Raw genomic sequence first — 20,683 nt, 5'->3', positions numbered from 1 at the left:
TTCAGGTTAATACACCCGATTAGCCGGAATTCCTGCCCAGGATGTCGCCTGTGGTACCCGCTCTCCTTTCATAATCAGCGACATCGGATGCAACGAGACATCAGATGCTAGGAGAGAATCATATAAGACTACTGCTGCTGTACCTAATTGACAACTATCTTCCAATCGCACCCGTTCCATTTTCATCACCCGATCTTCAAACAGGTGAGTTTGCAAGGTGCAACCATTATTCAGGATAACGTTATCGCCGATCGAGATCAGATCGAATTCGGTAAAGTCGGTAGTCTCGATATAGGCACCTTTGCCAATCTGCATTCCCAATAATCGCAGGATAATTGCCGCAAATGGTGTCCCGAGCAGGAAGCCCAGACAGCCAGAGACAATCATCGATTCATACAATCCGGTAATCAACTCGGTGCGCCAGACAAAGTTGCTCCACAGTGGAATCGTACCTGGTTGATAACGTCCGACTATCAACCATTTGAGGGCGATAATAACTACAGCCGAACCGATCGATGCCGCACCATAAATTAGTGGGAAAATAAAGCCAATACTCGACCAATGTAAATAGTCGGGTAGGTTTAACATCGTCACTTCCATCATCAGCAAGATGATAAAATGCATCGTTCCTGGTAACGTAACGCGGCAAAATTCGATCGCGAGTCGTTGTAAATAGACATGGCGGCGAGGTTTATAAGTTTCTGCTGCACTATATTCGTCGATTACTTGGCGATGGGGAATATAGATTGCTGGAGAACCCATCCACGCGCTGTCGGGCACCATTAAACTCCCATCTGTTGGCGGCACCGACATACAGCCAATCAGACAGTTATCAGCCACATTACCATGACCTGGCACTAACGCCCCATTCCCTACAAATGCTTGACTTCCGACATGGGTATGAGCGAGTTGGAGCCAACCATGTTTGACTTGACTAGCTCCGAGAGATACGCTGTCGGCGATAAAACTTTCCGATCCGATCGAGATTAAATCTGGTGTAAAGTGACTGACAGTTGATATTTCCGCCCGTGCGCCGATTTTAGCTCCGAGCATTCGCAGCCAGGGTAAGAGATAGAGCGTAGAATACAGAGTCGGTACCATCTCCAAACTCATACTCATCAATCGATCGATCAACCAATGGCGCAACCCAAAGCTACTATGGAGTGGGTATGTACCTGGGCGAACTTTTCCCAGTAATAGATGTTTAACGATGACGACTTCTAGACAAAATACCCCGATAAACGACATACTACCGACTAAGGCAGATGGGAATAGCCACAGATACCAATGAGCATTGGCAATTAGTTTACACCACAGTAAGAACCCAGGCATTGCCGCGATCGCCGGAACGAGCAACTGAACGATTGTACCGATCGCATAACCAATCGATAATAACAATGGTATTCCCCGCCGTGCTTGTCCAAATGGGAACAGTTCTCTAGCGAAACTCGTTGAGGTTTGATAACGTGCTGGCGCACCTACCCAAGCTTCACCTGTCGGGATAGTTCGATCGTCTGGAAGATAGGCTAAATCGCCTAATTCAGTATCATCTTCTAATTGACTGTTTAACCCCAAAACGCTATTTGTACCAACTACACAGTCCTTCCCGATGGTAATCCGATCGATTTTCAACCAACCATCGACTACCTCACAGCCGATTAAACTGCTATCGTTGCCGATACTGCTCCCATCGTCAATAGTCAGCAAGTCATAAGCAAGAAATTCGCTGGTACCAAGATAGACATCTTTACCAATTTTGGCACCCATCAGGCGACAATACAAATTGAGTAGTGGCGAACCAGTCAGTAGGAAAATCGGCGCGAAAGATAGCACCTGACGAACGAACCAAAATCGCCAATAATAAGTACTCCATAGTGGATATTTCCCAGGTTTAAATCGACCAATTACCAACCATTTAATTACAATACTTAGAATGATTAATGCTGGATAAACGCTAACGATTAATGCTCCAGCGATCGCACCTGCCAAGATGCGACTAAAATCATCATTGGCATCGACAAGCTCGTAGTAAATAAAGCCAGGAATGAGCAGCGGGAGACTGTAGATAATATAGATGAGATAAACACCGATACTTGCCCAAATCGTATTAATTATTTTACGTTTAGTGCTGTTTACCTTTGGTGCAATGACTTGCAAAGAATGGGAGGTATCTGGTAATTTGTCTCGATCGAGACTAAGCTGATACCAACGTTTGCTTAATGCTTCAGCTAATTGAGCGATGGTAGGATATTGATAGACATCGACAACAGCGAGATCTTGAAATTGTGGCTGTTCGCGTAATTTAGATACCATTACTGCTGCGAGTAATGAGTGTCCGCCTAATTGATTGAAAAATTCATCATCGATCGAGATTCCCGTAATCCCAAAAATTGCTTCCCAAGCTGTGGCAATCTTTTGTTCTACTTCATTTTCTGGTAAACGTCCAGCAACTTTACCTGGAATATTTATGCCAAAGTTTCGAGGTTCGGGCAGATTTTTGCGATCTACTTTACCACTGGGTAGAGTTGGTAAGGTATCGACTATTTCTAAACTCGCAGGTACCATATAAATTGGTAGTCGCGATCGAATCGTATCCCAGATTTCATTTACAGCTAATTCACAATCTTGTTTAGGTACGAGATAAGCAATTAGTCTGTCAATTTCTATTACCTGTTTAACTGCAACTACTGCTGCGCTCACTCCAGCACATTGCATAATTACTGATTCGATTTCCGATAACTCGATCCGAAATCCGCGTAATTTTACCTGTCCATCAATTCGCCCTAAAAATTGAATTTCACCATCCGCTGTCCAAACGCCTAAATCTCCCGTTTTATAAAGCCTATCTGACGTTTCGGGATTAAACGTAAATGGGTTGGGGATAAATTTTTCCGCTGTTAAATCGGCACGATTGACATAACCCCGCGCCAAACAAACACCCCCGATATGAATTTCCCCTTCCGCTCCAGGTGCCACTGGTTCTAAATCTTCATCCAAGATGTAAACTTGATATGTAGGCAAAGGTTTGCCGATCGTAATTGTGCGATCGGGATGACATTCATGCCATGTTGTTACTACTGTAGCCTCAGTCGGCCCATAAGTATTCACTACCCGTCGCGAATCATTACACCACCGCGTCGCCAACTCCTGGGGGCATTGTTCCCCACCCAGAATCAATAGCCGAATCGTCGGCACCTCAATTTCCATCATCGCCAACAAAGTCGGCACGCAAGATAATACGGTTGCTCGCTGCTCTGTCAAAAAGTGCGCTAAATCGACCCCAGAGCGCGTCTGCTCCACTGATCCGACGATTAGCGCAGCACCTGCGGCAAAGGTACACCACACCTCTTCTACCGAGGCATCAAAGGCGATCGAGAAACCCTGATAAACTCGATCGAGTGAAGTAACGTGATAAACCGTTTCATTCACAACCTGAATATAATTCCGGCTACTCCGATGCTCGATTTCTACACCCTTCGGTCTACCTGTAGACCCAGAAGTATAAATGACGTAACTTAAATCTCGCTCTCCAACCTGTACTAAATCTCGTTCGAGTCTGGCAGTCAATTCGAGTGCTAATTTTGCTGCACAACTATCAACACAGACGATATTGGCGGTTTTTAAATACTTTTTATTCGCTAACTCAGCAGTCGTAACGATCGTTTGAATCCCACAATCAGTTAAGATATATTCGATTCGATCGGCTGGATACTCCGGATCGAGCGGCACATAAGCTCCACCTGCTTTTAAAATTGCTAAGATCGCGATGTATAATTCTGGCGATCTGGGTAATAATAACCCCACTCTGGAACCACATTCTACACCCTCCTTGCGGAGAAAATTTGCTAATTGATTCGATCGAGCTTCGACTTCGCCATAACTAATTTCCTGCGACTGATAGACGATTGCTGGATTATCGGGGTGAATATCTGCTTGAATCTCAAATAACTCGTGGAGACAGTCCACTCGAACATTTACCAGCGATTGGGAATGTTTTAAATTTTCGCTCAAAGTCATTTGATAGGGCTAATAGAGAAAGATTAATAATTATTTGGCTGTATGAATGTCTTTTGCCGCATTCTATTCGATCTAGACATTATCCTCGCACATTATAGTGTAGATAAAATTTAGTGGAACAAATCCACGAGTCATTCGATCTTAAATTATCTATCCATCGGCGCATTCGTTGTATAATGTGTCACGATCACCTCGATTTTGATAATCTTGAAGATTCTCAAATATGCAAAAATTATTAGTATCGACAATTGTAATTAGCCTCACCACGGGAATACCCATTGTCGCTCTAGCCGATCCTTACGATGACTTTATGAAAACTCAAGTTAGTGAGTTTGAAAGTGTGGGTTCTGACAAATGTAAAGAGCAAAAAAGAACAGTGATGGAACGTAGCAACAAAGTCACATACGATCTTTGTCTGTTGCAAGGTAAGCCAATATTTCTCCGCGCTAGTAATGACGGTACTCCATTCAGCGTCAGCAACTATAAAAAGGGTAAATTAGTCCAACTCTCGACGTGGGAAGGAACTGGTGGCGTTGGTTTTCTGAATGGTAAACCAGTCGTCGAATGGAATTCTGGGGAGTTTAGTCAGCGTCGAGTTAATTGGAAGCTAACTGCAGAGGAAAAGTCTAAATACCTGGAAATCGCAGCCAAAGAAAAACGCATCTTACTGAAGTTTGGAATCCGCTAAAAACCGTGCTCATCGAGTATCTCGATCGAGATTTGAGCAACTATCTTTAGCATCATCAGCAAGTAGCTACCCCTCTGGAGTTGGTTTAGTCTGACTAAATTTGATCACCAGATTCAGAGCGTCTCAAAATAGATATCGATCTAAGGCTGTTGGCATACTAGCTTAACTTTCGATCGAACAGACAAATAAAAATGGACGGTACAGGACTCGAACCTGTGACAGCCTGCTTGTAAGGCAGGAGCTCTACCAACTGAGCTAACCGTCCGTGTTTTGACGCTTATCCAATATAGCTGACATTTGGGAGATAGTCAAGTGGTAAATGCAGATCGATACTAATCTCGATCGATCGCCACAGAATACACATCAATACGGACTAAAGAGGAATTACAGTAAGAATCAGGAATTCTCGATAGTTGCTCAACGATGCGTATTGCTCTATTTACCGAAACTTTTCTACCGAAAGTCGATGGCATTGTCACTCGACTCAAACACACGATCGAGCAGCTCCAACAGCATGGAGATGAAGTCATGGTTTTTTGTCCTGAAGGGGGATTGAAATCCTACCACGGAGCGAAGATTTATGGGTTGTCCGCTTTTCCACTCCCCCTCTATCCCGAACTCAAACTAGCTCTACCTCGCCCAGAAATCGGTCAACAATTGACCAAATTTCAGCCAGATCTGATCCATGTCGTCAATCCAGCGGTATTAGGATTAGCGGGAATTTTTTACGCCAAATCTACTCGGATTCCATTGGTAGCTTCTTACCATACCCATTTACCCAAATATCTGCATCACTACGGGCTGGGGATGTTGGAGGGTTTATTATGGGAATTATTAAAAGGAGCACACAATCAAGCCGCGTTAAATCTTTGCACTTCTAGCGTCATGGTTAGAGAACTGCGCCAGCATGGAATCGATCGAGTGGATTTGTGGCAGCGGGGAGTCGATACCGAAACTTTCGAGCCTGCTAGGGCAACATCGGAAATGCGGTACTATTTGAGCCAAGGTGAGCCAGTAAGCCGTCTATTACTCTACGTCGGTAGGTTGAGTGCTGAAAAGGAAATCGAGCAGATTAAGCCGATTTTAGCAGCAATCCCTGGATCGAGACTGGCGATCGTCGGTGATGGCCCTCATCGCGCTTATTTGGAGAGCTACTTTGCCGATACGCCGACTCATTTTGTGGGTTATTTGGGCGGCGAAAAACTAGCAGCAGCATACGCTGTAGCCGATGCATTTATTTTTCCCTCTAGTACGGAGACGTTAGGTTTGGTACTATTAGAAGCAATGGCCGCAGGATGTCCCGTCGTTGCAGCTCGATCGGGTGGCATTCCCGATATCGTTACCGACGGGCAAAATGGCTATCTTTTCGATCCTCAAGATCCGATCGGCGCAATTGTCGCGGCACAAAAACTCTTTGCCGATCCAGCCTCCAACCTCAACCTTCGTCACAATGCCCGAATGGAAGCCGAACGCTGGAGTTGGGCATCAGCGACAAAACAGTTACAAGGGCATTATCGGCAAGTGGTTAGGTGTTAGGTATTGGGTGTTAGGTATTAGGTGTTGGGTATTGGGTGTTAGGTGTTAGGTGTTAGGTGTTAGGTGTTAGGTATTAGGTGTTGGGTATTGGGTGTTAGGTGTTGGGTGTTAGGTGTTGGGTGTTAGGTGTTGGGTATTAGGTATGAAATCAACTCTATTGCTGAAGCCTAAAACCTACTCTCCCACTTCCTCACTGCCATTTTCGCCCGTAAAATTATCTTGCCCGATACCTAGCTGTTTTTTGCTCCGTTTGAGTTCCTTCCAGAGACTTTTGATCTGCTTGTAAGAGTCTTCTGGTGTGAGCTTGCCAGCGGTTTCTAGACTACAGATATAGCTAATTTTCTGAGTAAACTCCTGTAGGTTGTTATTGAACACGAGGTTTTCGGGTTTAACCTGGCCGTTGTAACGGCTGTTGTGATACAGAAAGAAATCTATCGGTTTTGACATCGATCTTGCGTCCTGGTAGCTGGATATAATTATGAAAACGATTGGTGGTGGGTTTTCGCCCTACCCGAGGGGCGACCACACCTAAAGACTGATGAATATTCGTAAATATTTTGGGAGTCGATCGATCTTCAGTTACTGTCAAGCAGGAGCTTGGCGTACAGTCTAAAAGACGGTGTTAACATAGATCTGTGCCTATTCTAACCTTTCTTTAACCTTTTCTTAACCAGATCGAAGTTCGATCGCTGGAGCCGAAAGTGTGAGGATGGACTATTGATGAATACTTACTAACTAGTGCCGGCGATCGACTAAAATTTAGTGTTGCTCCTATTTTAACTATTTCAGCATGAATCGTCATCCGCAGATCTACGAAGGTAAGGCTAAAATTCTTTACGCTACAGACAATCCAGACATCTTACTGGCTTACTTCAAGGATGATGCGACTGCCTTCAACGCCCAAAAGCGCGGAAAAATCGTTGGCAAAGGAGAAATTAACTGTCAAATCGCGGCGCACTTATTCCGATCGATCGAAGCTCAAGGTATAGCTACTCACTATATCGATTGTCCCGCCGTAAATGAAATGCGGGTTAAATCGGTACAGATTTTACCGATTGAGGTGGTAGTCAGGAACATTGCAGCAGGTAGTCTCTGTCAACAAACAGGGCTAGCATTGGGGACAATTTTACCCCAACCATTGGTCGAATTCTTCTACAAGAACGATAGCTTAGGAGATCCGTTATTAACACGAGATCGGTTACTGCTGATGGAGTTGGCTACTGTAGAACAACTAGAGATCCTGCATTCTAAAGCTTTGCAGATCAATAGTATCCTCGAAAACTTTTTCCAACTGTGCGGAATTACACTAGTTGACTTCAAAATCGAATTTGGGGTAGACAAGCACGAGCAGATCTTGCTCGCCGATGAAATCAGTCCTGATAGTTGTCGGTTATGGCTAATTGGGGAACCCGATCCCAATTTACGAGTCCTAGATAAAGATCGGTTCCGCCGCGATTTAGGTAATATTGAGGATGCCTATCAACAAGTTCTAGCGAGAGTTTTAGGAGTCAAAGAATAGAGTTCAGTGGGGATAAGTTTAGAGAAGGCCCGATTGCTATTCACACTTCTACCGTTAACATTATAGAAAAACATGAAATTTAGATTTAAGTTATTTTTAGCGATCGCAGTTGCAGCAATCGGTCAGATCTCTAACATTATTTCCGCGAATGCCGAATCAACTCAGTTAGGTAAACTAGTATCACAAGAGCGTTTGGCAAGTTCGATCCTCGGCGACAAATCCAGCCCTGAAGCTAGCGATATTCCTACCGCCAAAGAGCTAATCGCCCGCACCCGCAAGCCCCGAAAATCGACAATTCGGCGCAAACCACTCCCAAAAACCAAACCAGATACCGTCGATTCTACTAATAATTCACCCACACCAAACCAGACACCTACTACCCCGCCAGCAGCCAATACACAACCAGTATTACAGCAGGTATTAGTTTCAGAGATCGTCATCAAAACCCCCACAGGGCAATTAGCACCGGAATTAGACTCAAAAATTCGTCAAGCTCTGACGGTTAAAGTCGGTCAACCAACTACTGAAGAACAATTAAAACAGAACTTAAATGCAATTAGGGCTTTAGGTGCTTTCTCTGCAGTTGAAATTACTCCAGAAAACACGGCCAAAGGTGTAAAACTGAGCTTTTTGGTTACGCCATACGGTGCATTGCGTCAGGTGCAAATTAAGACGGTGCAAGCTAGTACTAGTAGCATCACCAAACAGGCGGACATTGACGGCATATTTCAGACCCAGTATGGTAAACCGTTAAATCTGGGTGAAGTCCAGGTTGCCATTAAATCATTAAATCAACTCTATCAGAAACAAGGATATAGCCTCGCTCAAGTCGTCGATGTCGAAGAACTCAGTGCTGATGGTACGTTAAAGATTGTCATTACCGAAGGATCGATCGAAGATGTTCAGGTACGATTTCTAAGTAAAGAGGGTGCTCTGGTTGACGACCAGAAAAAACCAATTACAGGCAATACTCGACCCTTTATCATTACCCGCGAAGCTGAGTTAAAACCTGGCAAGATCTTCAACCGCGATACTGCACAGAAAGATCTACGGCGGATCTATGGGTTGGGGATATTTGATGATGTCCAATTAAAATTTGGTCAAGATCCAGCAAAGGTGACAATCTACTTTGATGTGATCGAGCGCAAAACTTCGTCAATTCTGGCTTCGGGGGGGATTAGCTCTACAAATGGTTTGTTTGCAGGACTTAGCTACAATCAATTGAATGTGGGGGGAAATGCCCAAAAGTTAGGTGCTGAAGTTCAATTAGGCTCGAAAGACTTACTGTTTGATGTGAATTTCTCCGATCCTTGGATTGCGACCGACCCCAATCGGACATCTTATGTTGTCAATGCCTTTCAACGCAGATCGACATCGTTAGTATTTGATGGTGGTAAAACACCAGTCTTTATTCCTGGAACTAAGGATATTCCACGGATTCTCCGACGCGGCGGCGGGATTACTTTCAATCGTCCGCTCAATGGCGATCCTTTTAGTGATAGTGTCTGGCGTGGTTCGCTGGGTGTGCAGTATCAACGGGTAGCGGTGGTAGATGCTGGCGGTGGTGGGATTGTACCGAAGGATTCTGCTGGTAACGATCTGAGCTTTAGCAAAACTGGTCAAGACGATCTGTTGATGGTGCAGTTAGGACTGACGCAAGATTTACGCAATAGCTTTACCGATCCTAGCCAAGGTTCGTTGCTGAAATTGGGAGTGGATCAGTCGATTCCAATCGGACTGGGAAATATCATGATGACCAGAGCCAGAGCGAGTTTTACAAACTATACACCAGTAAAGTTGATTAATCTCGCACCTGGTTCTCAATCCTTTGTATTCAATCTTCAAGGTGGGACGATCTTGGGTGATTTACCGCCTTATGAAGCCTTTAGTTTGGGTGGTACTAGTACTGTTCGAGGATTTGAGGATGGAGATTTGGCTTCGGGGCGTAGTTACGTTCAGGCTACCGCAGAATACCGCTTTCCGCTGTTCTCGATTATTGGTGGGGAAATCTTTGGCGATTATGGTAGCGATTTAGGCAGTGGGAGTAGCGTTCCTGGCAATCCCGCAGGGACCCGTGGCAAACCAGGCAACGGTTTTGGTTATGGTGCTGGGATTCGGATTCAATCTCCCATCGGCCCAATTCGGATCGACTACGCGCTTAATAGCCGTTCTGAGAGTCGGATTCAGTTTGGGATTGGGGAAAGATTCTAAAATTAATTGATAATTGATAATTAATAATTAATAATTGAATTTTCGGTCAATAACGTAGAACGTATTAGGGTGGGCACTGCCCACCATCTAGGTTTCACTAGGGGCAACTCATGAATTGCCCCTACTTTTAGTGCTATAAATATTTATGCGGACCTTTCGATCGAACAAGTAGGTGTTATCTCTAGTAAAATTGGTTTCGATCGGGTTATTAATCTGGTCGATGAGTGTGGCTCCGGCTTATGCTGAGTTTTGTCGGGGGGTTGAAGGGCTAAGAGTTTGTATTGTCAAGATCGAGCGGAGTGCGAAGAATTACTGGCAATATCAAGCGATGACGAGCATTAATGGAATCGAACAACCATTAGCCTCTTATGACTGTCGAGCGCGACTGATTACCGATTTCGACGGCAATACATCATCCTTTCGATCGCGCAAAGATGGCAAAATTGTCTGTAGTCTCTATCGACGATAAGACTGAGATCTTCGATCTAAACTGATGATAACCATTGCATGGCGGTCGATCGAGGATTGGTAAGAAAGATCCTCTAATACCCGTGCCGCGATATACTGTTAGGGAAAATCGCACCAATATTGAGCTAGTTGGCGCACTTGTACTGAGCGCAATCGAATATATGAATTCAGGTATTGACCTCCAAGGAACTTTTATCCAATCCCTCAGCGATTTTGGTATTTCAGCCGAACTAGCGAAAGTGCTCTGGATGCCATTTCCGATGTTACTGATGCTCATTGGCGCAACAGTAGGTGTACTAGTCAACGTTTGGTTAGAACGCAAAATCTCCGCCGCCGTTCAACAGCGGATCGGTCCTGAATATGCTGGCCCATTGGGTGTCCTGCAACCAGTCGCTGATGGTCTCAAACTCGTCTTTAAGGAAGATATCCTCCCATCTAAAGCCGACCCATTTCTCTTCACGATGGGGCCAATTTTGGTAGTGATGCCCGTATTTCTCTCGTACCTGATTGTCCCCTTCGGACAAAATCTGGTAATTACGAATATTAATACGGGGATATTTTTGTGGATTGCCTTATCTAGTATTGTCCCGATTGGCTTGCTGATGGCGGGATATGCTTCTAATAATAAGTATTCGTTGATTGGTGGTTTACGGGCTGCTGCTCAGTCGATTAGTTACGAAATTCCGCTCGCTTTATCGGTGCTGGCGATCGTGATGATGTCTAATAGTCTCAGTACGATCGATATCGTCGAGCAACAATCTGGCTATGGAATTTTATCTTGGAATGTCTGGCGACAACCTGTTGGCTTCGTCATCTTTTGGATTGCGGCCTTAGCTGAATGCGAACGTCTGCCCTTTGACCTCCCAGAGGCTGAGGAAGAGCTAGTAGCTGGTTATCAGACAGAATATTCGGGGATGAAGTTCGCGCTCTTTTATGTGGGTTCTTACGTGAACCTGGTACTATCGGCATTGATGGTCGCGATTCTCTATTTAGGTGGTTGGTCGAGTCCAATTCCGATCGAGTTATTAAGTAATATACTCGGTGTTGACCCCGCTACTTCCTGGGTACAGGTGGTTGATGCCTCGTTGGGAATTGCGATGACAGTCCTCAAGGCTTATTTCCTGGTATTCCTCGCCATTCTCACCCGCTGGACGGTACCCCGCGTGCGAATCGACCAACTCCTCAATCTAGGCTGGAAATTCCTTCTTCCTGTCTCTCTGGCTAACTTACTAATTACGGCTGCACTGAAGCTGGCATTTCCAACAGCTTTTGGTGGCTAGCAATCAAGGGGGTAGGGAGTAGAGGGTAGAGGGTAGGGACATCGGACGCAAGCGTCCCCACCCCTGAATCCCGAATCCCGAATCCCGAATCCCGAATCCCAACCCTCAACTCCCAACTCCCAACTCCTCATGCTTAAATTCCTCAAACAAGTCGTTGATTACACGAAAGAAACAGCCCAAGCTGCGAAGTATATCGGGCAAGGACTGGCTGTTACATTCGACCATATGCAACGCCGTCCGATAACGGTTCAATATCCCTATGAAAAGTTAATTCCTTCAGAACGTTTTCGGGGACGGATTCACTTTGAATTTGATAAATGTATCGCTTGTGAAGTCTGCGTGCGGGTATGTCCAATTAATTTACCTGTTGTTGATTATGAGTTTGATAAAGCCAGTAAGAAAAAGAAACTCAATAGTTACAGCATCGATTTTGGGGTGTGTATCTTTTGCGGTAATTGTGTAGAATATTGCCCGACTAATTGTCTGTCGATGACTGAAGAATACGAATTGGCAACATTCGATCGACACGAACTCAACTATGATAGTGTGGCTCTCGGTCGCCTGCCTACTAAAGTTACTGACGATCCGATGGTTACAGCGTTACGTACACTGGCTTATCTACCTAAAGGTGTGATGCAACCTCACGATTTACCTGAAGGTGCTCAACGTGCTAACAGCAATAAATAACTCGAATAATCTATTAATTAATAACGTAAAATGCAAATCGCTGAAGGTGTTCAGTTAGTTACATTCGCAATTCTCTCTGTCCTGATGTTGGGAGCAGCTTTGGGTGTAGTTTTGTTTGCGAATATTGTCTATTCGGCCTTTCTATTAGGCGGAGTATTTATTAGTATGGCGGGAATTTATATTCTCCTCAATGCTGATTTTGTGTCTGCTGCTCAAATATTAGTTTATGTCGGGGCGGTTAATGTCTTGATCTTATTTGCGATCATGTTGGTGAATAAGCGTGAGGACTTTAAGCCAATGAAAAATGCTTTGCTCAGACAGGGATCGACAGCTTTAGTTTGCGCAGGTTTATTCGCACTATTAAGTACTGTATCGATCGTTACTCCTTGGTCGATTTCTACAGCAATGCCTTTGGCAAGTTCTGTCGTGCCATTAGCCAAGCACTTTTTTACTGATTTCTTATTACCATTTGAATTAGCTTCGATTCTGTTATTGATGTCAATGGTAGGCGCAATTATTCTCGCTCGTAGAGACTTTATGCCCGACAATATATCTGGAGACACTTCCACTCAAGATAGTCTCACTCTGCCCGAGCGTCCTCGCGAATTAGCAGGGAAATAGGCTTTAGGTTTTAGGCTTTAGGCTTTAGGTTTTAGGTTTTAGGCTTTAGGTGAAAAGAACGATCGACAAATTAGATTATTAGCCTAACCATATAAATAGAAAGAAAGGGCGTTACGTAGATATTCTATAATCTTCAATAAATAACAACAAATACCCAGATGGCATTACAATTATCTTACTTTTTGATTTTAGCGGCTGCGCTATTTTGTATAGGTATTTATGGATTGATTACTAGTCGAAATGCGGTACGGGTGTTGATGTCGATCGAGTTGATGCTAAATGCTGTCAATTTGAATCTGATGGGCTTTTCTAACTATATCGATCCAGAAGAAATTAAAGGGCAAGTATTCACGGTATTTGTAATTGCGATCGCCGCAGCAGAAGCAGCCGTAGGACTCGCGATCGTTCTATCCATCTATCGCAACCGCGACACCGTAGATATGGAACAATTTAACTTACTTAAATGGTAACTTTTTAACATCATCTGGGTAGTAACTCCTTTTCTATTGTTGCTGGTGGGGTTGGGCGGGTTCGTTCAATATTTAACGTGCAAATCTGGACTAACTAGCATAAACAAAGCCAGCTACAGACGATAGTAATAAGTTTAAATTTGGAATTAATTGTTGCTCCCCTCTCCGAACTCTCTTGAAAAGGTGCTCTACTTGGGGAAACCCCAAGACCGCACTTTTCGCTCCCCCCTCCCCCCTTTTCCAATGTATTCTTTTTGGCAACGCCTAACATTGTCGGATTTATCGCTAGATGGAGTACTTCAGGCTAGTTATATTCATCGTTGGGTGGGAAGCCTCAAATCTTGGCGACAGCAGAGTTGGTTGATGCAGTGGGGTGATGAGATTGGGGCGATTTTGACTTCCTTAATCTTTATTTTGTCGCCTTTTGAAAAGTCGATACCTGGACTTTCGACAGAAACAGTCGGGCTATTAATGATTGCGGTGGCTGCTTTTTGGCTATTACTGACTGTCGCTGACGAAGGACGTGCGGGAGTAACACCGATTCACGTTACGGTACTGGTATTTTGGGCAATTTCGGCGATTGCAACTGGCTTGTCGCCCGTGCGATCTGAAGCAATTGGGGGATTGAGCAAACTCAGTCTGTATCTATTATTATTTGTGATGTTGGCGCGGTTGTGTCGATCGATCCACATCAGAAATTGGTTAATCGCGATTTATTTAAATACGGCTCTATTCGTTAGTGGCTACGGGGTTCATCAATCGATTTATGGTGCCAAACAGTTAGGAAATTGGGTAGATGCCGAGTCTACTCTGGCTAAGACGACGCGAGTATATAGTTATCTAAATAATCCCAATCTTTTGGCTGGTTATCTACTACCAGCGATCGCCTTTAGTGTAGCAGCATTCTTTATCTGGCGCGGTTGGGTGCAAAAGACGCTGGCGATCGTCATGGTGGTAGTGAATAGTTACTGCTTGCTGGTGACATATTGCCGTGGTGCTTGGATTGGACTGGTGGTAGGGATATTTGTGGCGGCTGGATTTGTTTATTATTGGTTGCGTCCACAGTTGCCCAAATTCTGGCGATCGTGGGGATTCCCGATCGTCTTAGGGAGTATTGTAACTATTGGTGGACTCGCAATTATGGTGATTCCGAGTTTACACGATCGAGTCTTGAGTATTTTTAGCGGTAGTAAAGATAGCAGCAATAATGTCCGACTAGAAGTCTGGAAGGCTGTAGATAAAATGATTCACAATCGCCCGATTTTGGGCTTTGGCCCTGGAGATCGGGTGTTCAAGAAGATTTACCCCATTTATCAAACTAGCCCCCGCTTCGGGGCGATTGGTGCCTACTCTGTGTTTCTCGAAACGATCGTTGAGGTGGGTTATCTGGGTTTCGCCGCTCTGATCTGGCTGCTGGTGGTAACGGCTAATTGTGGAATTCAAGGTTTGAGCCGATTGCGTCAAACTGGAGATCCCCAAGCTTTTTGGTTGATGGCGGCGATCGTTTCAATGGTTGCTACGATCGCTCAAGGTGCGACTGATACGATCTGGTATCGTCCTGAAGTTCAAACCCTGTGGTGGTTGACAGTCGGGATCGTGGCTAGTTTTTATCGTCAAGTAGCAAGACCCGCACCACAATCAACCGATGATTAATCCCTTAACACTGATTCCTGGTTCGGCCTGGAAACATCCTCATCCTCAATTGCAATTAGCGTGGAATTCCGCTCGGATTGGGTTTATGATTTTTCCATTAATACCGTTAATAGGTGCGGTATTCATCTTTGTCGGTTTGGTGAAAACATGGCAAAACTACGGACGAGAAATTAATCAGCATCGGTTAAATTGGGGATTTGCACTATTAGCAGCTTGGTTGATTTTAGGATCGCTATTTGGTATTCAACCTGGAGATGCTTTATTAGGTTTAGGAAATTTTTTACCATTCTTTGGATTTTTTGCTGCCTATAGTACTTTAATTCAGTCCCCCGCACAATTGCGGCAATTAGCGTGGATTTTTACGATTCCTGCTGTACCGATTATGCTGCTGGGATTATTACAATTATCAGGCGGGGGTGGGACTTGGCAACTTCCAGGCGTGCCAATTTATATCTGGGAAATGTCCGTCGGTGGTAATCCGATTGGGCGAATGTCATCGGTGTTTGGATATGCCAATTCTTTGGCAGCTTACCTCCAAATGGTGTTTATTTTCGCGTTAGGTTTATTTGCCGATAGTTATGAAAAAAATAGTTCGGAAACTTCCCCTGGTGGGAGATCGCCATTTTGGAAATCCCCGACTTCCTGGTGGTTGGTGTCGATACTGGTAATTTGTGGCGTGTCGTTAGTTCTGACTAGTTCCCGTGGAGCTTGGAGTGCGGCAATTTTTGGGAGCTTGTTATTTACAATTTATCAAGGTTGGTATTGGATTGTGAGCATAGTAGCCGCGATCGGTACGATAATTTTAAGTGCGGCTTATGCTCCATCGCCACTGAAAGAACCGCTGAGATCGATCGTCCCGCGTTACTTGTGGGCGAGAATTAATGATGATATGTACCCAAATCAACCGGAAGCACTTAGTCGCTTATCGCAGTGGAAATTTGCCTGGAATCTAACTCAATCTCGTCCGCTGACTGGCTGGGGATTGCAGAGTTTTGGACCTTTATATCAAAAATCTACGTATATTTGGTTGGGCTATCCTCACAATTTGCTCTTGATGCTATCTTCCAATGTCGGCATCCCTGCTACAATTGCGCTATTTAGCTTAGTTGGTTGGATTTTGGCACAGTCCACTATCCTATTTCTCAATTTTCCGATGCAATGGCGATCGGAACGAACGATCTTTTTTACTTACCTAGTTGCCTTCGCTGGGTTTATAGTATTTAATATTGCTGATGTGAGTGCTTTAGAGCTACGGTTAAATACCCATGCTTGGCTGATTCTGGCAAGTATTTGCGGCATCGTCTATCGCTCTCAATCCACTCGATGAAGCAGCCTGCAGAACTATGATTTCTGATCAAACAGATTTGCTGTAGGGTGTGTTAGCGTCAGCGAGAGCGGACCCAATAACCGCCAATCGTGCGTTACGCTGCCTACGAGCGCAATTTTTGGGTTCCAATGGCAGGCTGCTAGTAGCAGCTAATTGAACTAGTATCGAGTTGCGATCTTGCGATGAATAATAAACAGCAAACTTACTACGATTTATTAGGCGTGCATCCAAGTGCGTCGGCGATCGAAATTCGGCGTGCTTATCGGGAATCGAGCAAAAAATACCATCCTGACACCACAACCCTAAACACCGCAACGGCGACAGTTAAATTCCAGGCTCTAAATGAAGCCTACGCAGCTATTAGTCACCCCGAACGTCGTGCCGCATACGATCGATCGATCGGCTATTCACGGGTGTTTGTAGCCCAAACACCCCCTCACTTTCACCCCCTCACACCACGACCGGATAACTATCGATCTTCAGCATATCTCGATCCAACAGATCGACCACTCTCTGGCGGTGAAATTTTCGCACTGATTCTATTAAGCGCAACCTTTATCGGCTGTCTAGTCTTAGCAATCTCAATTGCCACAATCAGAGGTGAATTATCCTAAAGCCTAATCCCTAAAACCTAAAGCCTAATCCTCAGCCAAAAGTCGTAGAACTTGAAGATTTCAACGATCGAATCCAAAAATTAAGCGAGAATTTAAGGGTCTAGCTATATCTATTAACGACCTCTATGGGTATCCGCCACGAAAAACTAGCCATAGGGATGATTTTGGTCGTATTAGGTGCTGAAATTGGGACGCGGATCGGTACGCACTTGCGTGAGCGAGAGCAATCGCAACTAGCCTTACAAACGAGTACGATCGGTCATCCACCCATCCCGTCCCAGCCAATTATCCCCTCAGCGACAGACAGAGACAATAGCAACTTTATTACCACCGTCGTGGCAAAAGTTGGCACGGCAGTTGTAAAAGTAGAGGCAGATCGCCCTGTCAGTCAAAACCCATTAGTGGAAAAGTTTTTAGGCAATTTAGCCAACGAAGATCGGGTTGAAAAAGGGACTGGATCGGGTTTTATCCTTAGTGCTGACGGTAAAATAGTCACTAACTCTCATGTTGTCGATGGTACCGATCGAGTAAAGGTGACACTCAAAAGTGGGCAAGTATTAGAAGGTAAAGTAGTTGGGATCGATCGAGTGACTGATATCGCTGTATTACAAGTCAATGCTCAGAACTTGCCAACAGTAAAACTCGGTGATTCCGATCGACTAGTACAAGGAGAATGGACGATCGCGATCGGCAATCCCCTCGGATTGGATAATACGGTCACTGTTGGCATCATCAGTGCGACCGGACGGACTAGTACACAAGTCGGTATTCCTGATAAGCGGGTGAATTTCATCCAAACTGATGCCGCAATTAATCCTGGTAATTCGGGTGGTCCCTTACTCAATGCCAGTGGGGAGGTCATCGGCATTAATACCGCCATTCGCGCCAATGCTCAAGGTTTGGGTTTTGCCATCCCCATCCTGACAGCCACACGAATTACCAATCAATTATTTGCGACGGGGAAAGTTCTTCATCCCTATCTGGGCGTGCAAATGATTCCCTTGACCGCTGAACTCAAAGCCGGAATTGCCAAAGAACCCAGCCTCAGATCGAAAGTTACCGCCCAACGGGGTGCGCTCGTGATGAAGGTAATCCCCCATTCTCCTGCTGAGACTGGGGGCATCCGTCCTGGTGATGTAATTATTAAGATCGCCAACCGTTCGATCGATAGTCCCAATGATGTCCAGCAACACGTAGAAGCCAGTAAAATCGGTCGATCCCTCAAATTAGAAGTCAGTCGAGAGGGACGGGTGCGATCGCTCGAAATCGAACTAGGCATATCACCCACCATCACCGAATCGGCAGAGAAATAAGCTTGTACGCACATAAATTGAGTAGTGTCACAAATAGTAAATAAATGTAACAATCAGATCTTCCCTTTAAAGTAACACAATCGAAATAAATCAGCCAGAGCTTACAACCTTTGTTCCTTACCTATTTGCGGTTTCAGACCAGTTTCTCCCTTGAGGAATTTTTATATAGCAGTTGGCATTAGTGATAAGTCATAATAGAGCTATAATATCTGCCAAGAAATGCGGAAACTGCGATCGTGTTTGTGTAGATATAAATACGCAGAGATTACTGGGGATCGACATATGCGCCAAGTTAAACTTAGTTTATTAGTACTTACAACAATTTTGGCAACTAGCTTGTCAATTCAAACAGATCGAGCATCAGCACAGGACGCGCCACAACAAGTCGATATACTTGGTGCTGGTGTAAAACTTTTAACCAATTTTATTAATGGCGACCCTGCGAAAACTGCTGCTGATGCTGAAGTCCGGAAGGCAGAAATTGCTGCTAAGGCTGAGATCGAAAAAGAACGGATGCGGATTGAGGCCAACAAAAACACGGACTCGCTCACTCCCATGCTCAATAAGTGGGGTGTATCTAAGATTCCTTGTGGATCTGGCGTAGTGGTCATCAATATTGGTCCTGATACCGTCTGTATTCAACCAACGGCGGCAACTCCAGCAGGTTATTATACTTTTGACAGTACGAAACAGAAACTAGTCCGTAGCGGTAGTAGTGCCAAGAGTGGCAATACAGCTCAAAGTAGTCCCGTTCAAAGCAATCCCGCTCCCAGCAATACCAATCAAAGTGCTAGCAATACTAGCAACAATACCAACGTTCAGACAGTTCAAACAACTCACACTAACAACGGTTCGAGAGTTAAGACAACTCAAACGACCAAAGTAACGGGTTCCGGTCACAGTGAGGGCGGATTCTAACCAATTCGATCGATCTCATATTTCATATCAATTGAGAACTACTAACATGAAACTGATAACGGCTACCCAAATCTTGCTGGCCTGGATGATTCCAGCAACTATGCTGCTACTTCCGCCATCGGCAAAAGCCCAACTACCTGCGGTTGAAGACAACGAAGAACCAACCGCAAAAGGCTCTGAAGCACCAAAATCTGAGGTAATTGCATCCGCATCAACGCTCAAAGTTAGTTGCCAAGATTCCAAAACTGTCGTTCAAAAAGGTGAGCGACAAGCAGTGATGGTGACTTGGAAATATAGTGGCTTTGGTGAATTCACCCCTGAAAAACGTTGCCAAATCGTGTCAGAACGTCTCCAACAAGCTGCAAATCTCAATGGTGGTACTTTCAAAGATATTCAGATTGGTAGCGGCACCGTTAACTCCAGACCAGTGATTTGCACGCTACCGTCTAACAGCAAAAAGTGCAGTAAAGAGAATATCTTATTTACGCTAAACCCCGAAAATGCGCGTAATCCTAACGGTGTAATTCAAAAAATATTTGGTTTTGCCCAAGATGGGACTAGCGATCTCAACGAAAGTGCCAGCAGCAAACCAAAAGATGTAAGTTTAGGTCAATGGGAACAGAACGCTTTTCCTAAGTCTGGAAAATCTACTGTTGTCAAGTCTAGTACTACAAATATCAAGTCAAAGCCAAAGCCAAATTCAAATAGTGGTGGTTTCTAGCAGGGGGAAGTAAGTTACAATATTTCGGTATCGCACGATAAAGAGATCGAGATGAAAATTGGAGAATTTGCTGTTGAATTTACCGCTTCAGACCAAGATGGAAAAAGCATTAGTCTCCAGGACTTTCATGGTCAGTGGTTAGTGTTGTATTTTTATCCTAAAGATAATACTCCAGGCTGCACTACCGAAGCGATCGAATTTACAGACCAGCTCCCTCAATTTCAGGCACTCAATACTCAAGTTGTGGGCATTAGTCCCGACTCGATTATTTCTCATGGTAAATTTATCACCAAACATCATTTAGAGATTATCTTACTCAGCGATCCCGCACATCGAATTGCCGAAGACTATGGAGTTTGGCAATTAAAAAAGTTTATGGGCAAGGAATATATGGGAATTGTTCGATCGACTTTTCTCATCGACCCGACTGGCAAAATCGCTCAAATCTGGTCGAATGTCAAAGTCAAAAATCATGTCGATACCGTACTAAATGAAGTTAGATTACAGTTAGGGTGATTGTTGATGTTAGCGGTATCTGTACTCACATGTTGCATTAGAACATAAGTATTAGTAAAGTCGTAGATTTTGCCTACCTCTACACAATTAACCTGTGGCAGTAATAGTATTTATTCACCGACAT

Annotated in this window: 19 protein-coding genes and 1 tRNA gene; 16 read left to right on the top strand and 4 right to left on the bottom strand. The window is 44.5% G+C overall.

Annotated features, from left to right (window positions below; all coding sequences use genetic code 11):
* Positions 1 to 6: 6 nt before the first annotated feature.
* Complete coding sequence (locus RMO55_RS02730) at positions 7 to 4,011, bottom strand: Pls/PosA family non-ribosomal peptide synthetase (protein WP_310423125.1); 4,005 nt, start codon at positions 4,009 to 4,011, stop codon at positions 7 to 9.
* Between the two features lie 229 nt (positions 4,012 to 4,240).
* On the opposite strand from RMO55_RS02730, the gene RMO55_RS02725 reads away from it, so the two are divergent.
* Positions 4,241 to 4,705 (top strand): hypothetical protein, encoded by a 465-nt coding sequence (locus RMO55_RS02725; protein ID WP_310423122.1) that lies wholly within the window; start codon positions 4,241 to 4,243, stop codon positions 4,703 to 4,705.
* Between the two features lie 192 nt (positions 4,706 to 4,897).
* Here RMO55_RS02725 and RMO55_RS02720 read toward each other — a convergent pair.
* Positions 4,898 to 4,970, bottom strand: a tRNA-Val gene (locus RMO55_RS02720).
* A 158-nt stretch (positions 4,971 to 5,128) separates the two neighbouring features.
* On the opposite strand from RMO55_RS02720, the gene RMO55_RS02715 reads away from it, so the two are divergent.
* A complete protein-coding gene (locus tag RMO55_RS02715) occupies positions 5,129 to 6,241 on the top strand; it encodes a glycosyltransferase family 1 protein (protein WP_310423119.1) in 1,113 nt (370 codons plus the stop codon).
* 174 nt (positions 6,242 to 6,415) lie between these two features.
* Here RMO55_RS02715 and RMO55_RS02710 read toward each other — a convergent pair whose 3' ends face one another.
* A complete protein-coding gene (locus RMO55_RS02710; RefSeq protein WP_396134151.1) occupies positions 6,416 to 6,688 on the bottom strand; it encodes a hypothetical protein in 273 nt (90 codons plus the stop codon).
* On the bottom strand, positions 6,630 to 6,830 hold the full coding sequence (locus tag RMO55_RS02705; protein ID WP_310423113.1) for a hypothetical protein: 201 nt from the start codon (positions 6,828 to 6,830) through the stop codon (positions 6,630 to 6,632). Before RMO55_RS02705 ends, RMO55_RS02710 begins: the two co-directional genes overlap by 59 nt.
* 201 nt (positions 6,831 to 7,031) lie before the next feature.
* Between RMO55_RS02705 and purC the strand changes: the two genes are divergently transcribed.
* From purC to bcp, 14 genes are all read left to right on the top strand, one after another.
* Positions 7,032 to 7,760, top strand: a complete 729-nt coding sequence (gene purC / locus RMO55_RS02700) for a phosphoribosylaminoimidazolesuccinocarboxamide synthase (RefSeq protein WP_310423111.1) — start codon at positions 7,032 to 7,034, stop codon at positions 7,758 to 7,760.
* Between the two features lie 72 nt (positions 7,761 to 7,832).
* Positions 7,833 to 9,971, top strand: coding sequence for a BamA/TamA family outer membrane protein (locus tag RMO55_RS02695; protein WP_310423107.1), 2,139 nt, complete (start codon positions 7,833 to 7,835; stop codon positions 9,969 to 9,971).
* Positions 9,972 to 10,143: 172 nt separating this feature from the next.
* A complete protein-coding gene (locus RMO55_RS02690) occupies positions 10,144 to 10,440 on the top strand; it encodes a hypothetical protein (protein WP_310423104.1) in 297 nt (98 codons plus the stop codon).
* 160 nt (positions 10,441 to 10,600) lie between these two features.
* Positions 10,601 to 11,719, top strand: coding sequence for an NADH-quinone oxidoreductase subunit NuoH (gene nuoH / locus RMO55_RS02685; RefSeq protein ID WP_310423101.1), 1,119 nt, complete (start codon positions 10,601 to 10,603; stop codon positions 11,717 to 11,719).
* A 129-nt stretch (positions 11,720 to 11,848) separates the two neighbouring features.
* Complete coding sequence (gene ndhI, locus RMO55_RS02680) at positions 11,849 to 12,406, top strand: NAD(P)H-quinone oxidoreductase subunit I (RefSeq protein ID WP_310423098.1); 558 nt, start codon at positions 11,849 to 11,851, stop codon at positions 12,404 to 12,406.
* A gap of 30 nt (positions 12,407 to 12,436) precedes the next feature.
* Complete coding sequence (locus tag RMO55_RS02675; protein WP_310423095.1) at positions 12,437 to 13,027, top strand: NADH-quinone oxidoreductase subunit J; 591 nt, start codon at positions 12,437 to 12,439, stop codon at positions 13,025 to 13,027.
* Positions 13,028 to 13,185: 158 nt separating this feature from the next.
* Positions 13,186 to 13,497 carry an NADH-quinone oxidoreductase subunit NuoK gene (gene nuoK / locus RMO55_RS02670; RefSeq protein WP_310423092.1) on the top strand — a complete coding sequence of 104 codons (312 nt, stop codon included), beginning with the start codon at positions 13,186 to 13,188 and terminating at the stop codon, positions 13,495 to 13,497.
* A 243-nt stretch (positions 13,498 to 13,740) separates the two neighbouring features.
* Positions 13,741 to 15,150, top strand: a complete 1,410-nt coding sequence (locus RMO55_RS02665; protein WP_310423089.1) for an IctB family putative bicarbonate transporter — start codon at positions 13,741 to 13,743, stop codon at positions 15,148 to 15,150.
* Positions 15,143 to 16,477 carry an O-antigen ligase family protein gene (locus RMO55_RS02660; RefSeq protein WP_310423086.1) on the top strand — a complete coding sequence of 445 codons (1,335 nt, stop codon included), beginning with the start codon at positions 15,143 to 15,145 and terminating at the stop codon, positions 16,475 to 16,477. The genes RMO55_RS02665 and RMO55_RS02660 overlap by 8 nt, the downstream gene beginning before the upstream one ends.
* Positions 16,478 to 16,659: 182 nt before the next feature.
* Positions 16,660 to 17,091: a J domain-containing protein gene (locus tag RMO55_RS02655; protein WP_310423083.1), complete on the top strand. Its 432-nt coding sequence runs from the start codon at positions 16,660 to 16,662 to the stop codon at positions 17,089 to 17,091.
* A 158-nt stretch (positions 17,092 to 17,249) separates the two neighbouring features.
* A complete protein-coding gene (locus tag RMO55_RS02650; RefSeq protein WP_310423079.1) occupies positions 17,250 to 18,404 on the top strand; it encodes an HhoA/HhoB/HtrA family serine endopeptidase in 1,155 nt (384 codons plus the stop codon).
* Between the two features lie 282 nt (positions 18,405 to 18,686).
* The gene (locus RMO55_RS02645; RefSeq protein WP_310423076.1) at positions 18,687 to 19,322 is read left to right on the top strand and encodes a hypothetical protein; all 636 of its coding nucleotides are present in this window, start codon (positions 18,687 to 18,689) and stop codon (positions 19,320 to 19,322) included.
* Between the two features lie 46 nt (positions 19,323 to 19,368).
* The gene (locus RMO55_RS02640) at positions 19,369 to 20,043 is read left to right on the top strand and encodes a COP23 domain-containing protein (RefSeq protein WP_310423073.1); all 675 of its coding nucleotides are present in this window, start codon (positions 19,369 to 19,371) and stop codon (positions 20,041 to 20,043) included.
* A gap of 51 nt (positions 20,044 to 20,094) precedes the next feature.
* The gene (bcp, locus tag RMO55_RS02635; protein WP_310423069.1) at positions 20,095 to 20,559 is read left to right on the top strand and encodes a thioredoxin-dependent thiol peroxidase; all 465 of its coding nucleotides are present in this window, start codon (positions 20,095 to 20,097) and stop codon (positions 20,557 to 20,559) included.
* Positions 20,560 to 20,683: the final 124 nt, after the last annotated feature.

The sequence above is a fragment of the Chamaesiphon sp. VAR_48_metabat_135_sub genome (assembly GCF_031418915.1).
GTDB lineage: Bacteria > Cyanobacteriota > Cyanobacteriia > Cyanobacteriales > Chamaesiphonaceae > Chamaesiphon.
This window is presented reverse-complemented; position numbering and strand designations above follow the sequence as displayed.